The organism is Curtobacterium sp. APC 4022 (assembly GCF_030407555.1).
In the GTDB taxonomy this organism is placed as follows: domain Bacteria; phylum Actinomycetota; class Actinomycetes; order Actinomycetales; family Microbacteriaceae; genus Curtobacterium.
Map to the genome: position 1 here is coordinate 1 of NZ_JASDDD010000094.1, position 4,063 is coordinate 4,063.

2 protein-coding genes are annotated in these 4,063 nt (G+C 75.7%); both read right to left on the bottom strand.

Features of this window, described 5'->3' with window-relative positions:
• The coding region (locus QL987_RS16695) for a BTAD domain-containing putative transcriptional regulator (RefSeq protein WP_290158773.1) at positions 1 to 2,834 on the bottom strand (2,834 nt) is incomplete at its 3' end.
• A 58-nt stretch (positions 2,835 to 2,892) separates the two neighbouring features.
• Positions 2,893 to 3,993, bottom strand: coding sequence for an FUSC family protein (locus QL987_RS16700; RefSeq protein WP_290158774.1), 1,101 nt, complete (start codon positions 3,991 to 3,993; stop codon positions 2,893 to 2,895).
• Positions 3,994 to 4,063 lie beyond the last annotated feature (70 nt).

Here is a 4,063-nt window from a genome sequence, read left to right on the forward strand (position 1 = left end):
CACTGGCTCGCCGCACGTCGGTGCGGCAGCACGCCGTCCCACGCGCGCCGGTACTCCCCGACCGCACCGCCCGGGTCGCCCTCGGCGCGCGCGACCTCGGCGCGCACCGCGTGCGCGAGCAACGCCATCTGCGCACGTTCGCCGCCGGGGCCGCCGCCCGGCCCGCCCACCGGCCCGACAGCGGTGGAGGCCGGCAGCGCGGCGAGTTCGGTGGCCAGCGTCCGGGCGCGCTCGACGTCCCCGGTCGCGGCGGCACTCAGCCCCACGCTCCACCCCACCTCGATCAGGTCGTCCTCGGCGCCGAACTGCTCGAGTCGCGCACGGGCCGCGTCGGCTGCGTCGAGCGCCTGGTCGTACCGCCCGAGCTGCCCCGCGAGCTGCGTCACCGAGACGGCCGCGGTGCCCGAGGTCCAGACGTCCCCGGCCTGCTCGGCGAGCACCCGCGCACGGGTCGCGAAGCCCAGGGCGCGTTCGAGCTCGCCGTCGTTCTCCGTCAGCGGGGCACTGAGCAGGTGTGCCAGGCACGCCACCCCGGCGTCCGGGTCCTCGCGGAGCCGGGCCAGTGCGGCCTCGCCGACGCTCCGACGCCCGAGGGTGAGCAGCAGTTCGGCCTGCGCGTCGACCACGGGCACGCCGGTCACGCCCGTCCTACGGAGGCGGCGGAGCGCCGCGCGGGCACGGACCGAGGTGCGGCGGTCCGTGAAGGCCGCGGTCGCACAGGCGATGACGAGTCCGAGGACCGCCGCGGTGCGGACGCCCGGGTCGCTCACGGGCGCGTTCGCCGGGTCGCCGCCGTCAGGTCCCAGCGTCCGGAGCACCGCGACGACGTCCGGTGCGATGGCCGCGACCTCGCCGTGCGCCCCGCGGAACGACCAGTACCCGGCGAGCGCCGAGAAGAGCGGGGCGACCGCGACCGGGTCCCCGGTGCGGAGGGCCCAGCGCAGCATCGTGACGAGGTTGTCGGCCTCGCGTTCCAGGACCCGGAAGCGGGCGACCTGGTCCGTGGTCCGGACGATGAACAGGTCGTGCCCGGCGGCGGTCCGGCAGGCCCACCGCGTCATCGCGGCGCGGACATCGGCGGTCGCTCCGGACTCCTCGAGTCGTGCGGCACCGAACTCGCGGACGGTCTCGAGCAGGCGGTAGCGGACCGGCTCCCCCTCCTGCTCGACGAGTTGCACGAGGGACTGCTCGACCAGTTCCGCCAGGTCGTCGAGGGCGTCGTGCAGCCGCTCCGGTGGGGCGACCGCTTCGACGGCGTCGACGGACAGGCCGTCCGGGAACAGCGCGAGGCGGGTCAGCAGGTCCCGGGCACCGGCGTCGAGCAGCCGCCAGCTCCACTCGATCACCGCCAGCAGGGTCCGGTGTCGCTCGGGCGCCGACCGGTCGCCACCCCGGAGCAACGCGAAGCGGTCGTCGAGTCGTCGCTCGATCTCGTCGACGCTCATCCCCCGGATCCGGGCGGCGGCCAGTTCGATCGCCAGCGGTGAACCGTCCAGCCGGGTGCAGATCCGGCGGACCGCGTCGACCGGCAGCACGGCTCCCGGTCGAGCGGCCCGTGCCCGGTCGGTGAACAGGCGGACGGCGGCCCCGTCCGCCTCGACGGGCAGCGGTGCCAGCGGCGCGACGACCTCGCCGGCGGCCGCCAGCGGCGCGCGCGAGGTCGTCAGGACCCGCAGTCCGGGCAGCACCGCGAGCAGGTCCGCGGCGAACGCGGCGACCGGCTCGAGGATGTGCTCGCAGTTGTCGAGCACGAGCAGCGTGGGTTCCTCCCCGAGCGCACGGACCACCCGGGTGCGCAGGTCGGCGATCACGGCGTCCCGGAGGCTCCGCGCACTGCGGACCTCGGCGAGCCCCAGCAGCGCGCCGATCGCGGGGACGACGTCCTCGCCGGTGCTGAGCGGTGCGAGCTCGACGACGACGACCCCGGAGGCCACCGGCACGGTCGCCGCCACGGCCTGGGCCAGTCGGGTCTTGCCGAGTCCACCGGCTCCGAGGATCGTCACCAGCCGCGCTTCGGACAGGAGGCGCGTGACGGCGGCGAGGTCGGCCTCCCGTCCGATGAGGGCGTTCGGGGCGGCCCGCAACCCGACCCGGCGGGCCGAGCCGCCGGCGGGTCCGGCGCTGCGGAGCACGTCGGCGTTCAGTCGGACCAGGTCCGCCGACGGGTCCGCGCCCAGTTCGTCGGACAGCCGGTCGCGGTGCGCGGCGAAGACGGCGAGCGCCTCCGCCGACTGGCCGCCGGCCGCGAGTGCCCGGACGAGCCCGGCGACGACGGACTCGTCGAAGGGGTCGGCGGCAGCCTCCTCGCGCCAGATCGCGGCGGCGGTGTCCGGCTGGCCGTCGGACTGGAGGACCGTGGCCAGCCGTCGACGGAGGTCCCGTCGGACCGCGCTCGCGCGGTCGGCGAGTGCCGTCCCGACCGGACCCTCGAGGTCACCGCCGGGCTCACCGCGCCAGCGGTCCAGTGCCGCACGGAGCGCCGCGGCGTCCACGGATGTGTCCGGGGGGCCGTCGAGCGTCCGTTCGGCCGCCCCCAGGTCCGTCGCGTCGGCATCCACCCCGAGGGCGTACCCGGCGGCGGTCGAGACGACGAACCCGTCGGCGATCGCGCGGCGGAGGCGGGAGACGAGGGTCTGCAGGGCCGCGCGGGCGCCCTTCGGGGGTTCGTCACCCCACAGGTCGTCGATGAGGGACGCGGTGGTCACGGCGCGACCGCGGGCCAGCACGAGTGCGGTGAGGAAGGTGCGTGCCAGCGCCCCGGGCAGCGGCACGAGCGTGCCGGTGGGGTCCTCGGCGAGCACCGGACCGAGGACGGCGATGCGCGGCGCGGACACGGGGGAAGTCTAGGCGCGGGGTCCGTCAGGTCGAGCCGGTCAGGTCAGGTCGAGCCCGTCAGGTCGACGGTCCGGTCTCGGTGTCGACGTCCTGCGTCGCCCGACGCTCGGACTCGACGATCCCCCGGAGCGACACCAGCGCCGACGACGTCACCGCCACGTCGGACGGGTTCTCGCGGGAGGCGTCGAGTGCGTGCTCGAGTTCCGAGATCGCACGGTCGCCCTCCTCGGGCGGGTGGTCGCCGCGCACCATCGCGGCGACCTGCCGGATCGCCGTCGTGAGGGGTTCGGTGAACGCCTCGTCCGGCCGACCGAGGTTCGACGACACCGGACCCGACCGGGCCACGAGCTCGGTGAGGTCCGTCGTGTACCAGGCGACCCGCTCGAGCGCCCGGAAGCGCGACCCGTCGTGCTGCAGCCGTGCCCGTGATCCCCGCAGTGCGCCGCGCGGGTTGATGCGTCGGCTCTCCTGCGCGATCGACACCCGGCTGCGGACGTCGGCGATCGCCCGGTCCAGGCGGTCCTGCGCCCGGTCCCACGCCCGCTCGTCCCGCTCGCCCTGCTCCAGGACATCCGCCAGGCCGTCGAGGTGCTCGGCCAGCACGCCGTTCACCTGGTCGATGCGGCGCTCGGCGTCCCAGAAGCGCAGCGGCGGGAACACCAGGAAGTTCACCAGCAGGCCGACGACCACGCCGACGGCCATCTGCACGAGGTAGCCGAGCGAGTACCCCTCGGCGTGCGCACCCCCGACGAGCAGCACGAACAGCGCTGCCGTCGACACCCACGAGCTGCCCTCGCCGAGGATCCGGAACCCGCCGACGAGCACGCCGACCCCGACCGCCAGAGCGACCGCGAGGACACCGGGGTCCCCCACCCACATCGTGAACGCCGCCACCGCGATGCCCAGTGCGATGCCGACCAGGGTCTGCACGCCGCTCCGGAGGCCCGCGAACACCGTCGTCTGCATCGCGACCACGGCGCCGAGCGGGGCGTAGTACGGGTAGTCGGACGCGACTCCGGGGACGTGCCGGGCGAGGACCCACGCCAGGGCTGCGGCAGCGGCGGCCTTGGCGGCGTGGAGCAGTCGCGGCTGCGTGCCGGAACTCCGGCTCCACCGCCAGACGCGCGTGCCGACCCCGGCGATGTGCTGGAACTGCATGGGTGCTCTCATCTCGTCGGCCGACACGGTACGCGGCGGCCGCTGGTCGGGCCTCCGGGTCGGGCCTGAC